Genomic DNA, 1,363 nt, shown 5'->3' on the forward strand with positions numbered 1-1,363 from the left:
CGAACGTGTCGTTACCTAAGACCTTGATGATGGTTGGTGTGTCTTCCACAACCGTCGCTTTGTCTGCCACAATGTCCGCCACAGACGCAACCGTAAAGTCCACCCTTTGGCTAATGCTTTCACCGCTTGGGTCGGTAGCAGTAAACGTTAAGGTTTCTGAGCCGTTCCAGTCTGCCGTTGGTGAAATGGTCGCGATGCCATTTTCAATCGAAACCAACACGTTGCTATTGCCAGACACTGAGAAGTTTAGCGCTGAGTCGCTATCTTTAAATGCGTCGTTTAAATCAATCGTGTAGGTCGCAAAGTCTTCCGATAACTCTTGATCTGCAATGGCATTTTCAACAGTCGGTGCATCGTTAACACGATTCACAACCAAACTATCACTGTCGCTAGCCGTTGGATTAACACCATCCGATACTGACGCACTGATAGTCAGATCTTTAAGGTTGAGTTCGTCGTTGTTAACCGCGTCAACACCCGCTTGAGTCAGCTTGACTTCATCGCCAACTAACACAAAGTAACCGTTTGAGTTGTTTTCTAAAGAAACGGTTAATTGGTCTTCTGGCGTATCAGTATCAGCGACTTCCAACGTTGCAACTACCGTATCGGTACTCACCGCGTCTTCAGTGATGCTTTCTACAGCATCAACCTTGATGGTTGGCGCATCGTTTACTGGATTTACTGTAACAGTTACTTTCGCTTCGTCGGTCAATTGACCGTCCGTTACGGTGTAGGTAATTTCAACGTCACCATTGAAGTTTTCGGCCGGAGTGAAGACGAGTTTGCCATCAACGATCTCTACTTTACCTTGTGCTTCAGGAACAGTCGCAGATTGGATCGACAACTTATCGCCATCCACATCAGTATCGTTTGACAGAACATCAATAGTAACTGCAGTGTCTTCTTGTGTCGTAGCGATGTCATCTTTCGCCACTGGTGCATCATTCACTGGCGTCACATCGACGCTCACCGTGGTGGATTCCGATACCCCACCTGACGTGACAATGTAGGTGAAACTGTCTGTACCGTGGTAGTTGTCGTTTGGCGTGTAAGTCACGCTGCCGTCAGGATTGACCGAGACCGTGCCGTTGGCTGGGCCGTTATTGGTATCTAACGACACCACTTTACCGTCGCCTTCGAACGTGTCGTTACCTACGACCTTAATGACGGTTGAAGTGTCTTCCACAACCGTCGCTTTGTCTGCCACGATGTCCGCCACAGGCGCAACCGTGAAGTTTACGGTTTGGCTAATGCTTTCACCGCTTGGATCAGTAGCAGTAAACGTTAGGGTTTCTGAGCCGTTCCAGTCTGCTGTTGGTGAAATGGTCGCGATGCCATTTTCAATCGAAACCAACACGTTGCT

At 48.3% G+C, this 1,363-nt stretch carries 1 protein-coding gene; it reads right to left on the bottom strand.

Annotated elements, in window-relative coordinates; all coding sequences use genetic code 11:
• Window positions 1-1,363, bottom strand: a 1,363-nt coding sequence (locus NL646_RS23305) for a tandem-95 repeat protein (RefSeq protein WP_253664758.1), incomplete at both ends; no start/stop codon positions are given.

The organism is Vibrio sp. Y20_XG_PY13, from assembly GCF_024181925.1.
Lineage (GTDB): Bacteria > Pseudomonadota > Gammaproteobacteria > Enterobacterales > Vibrionaceae > Vibrio > Vibrio parahaemolyticus.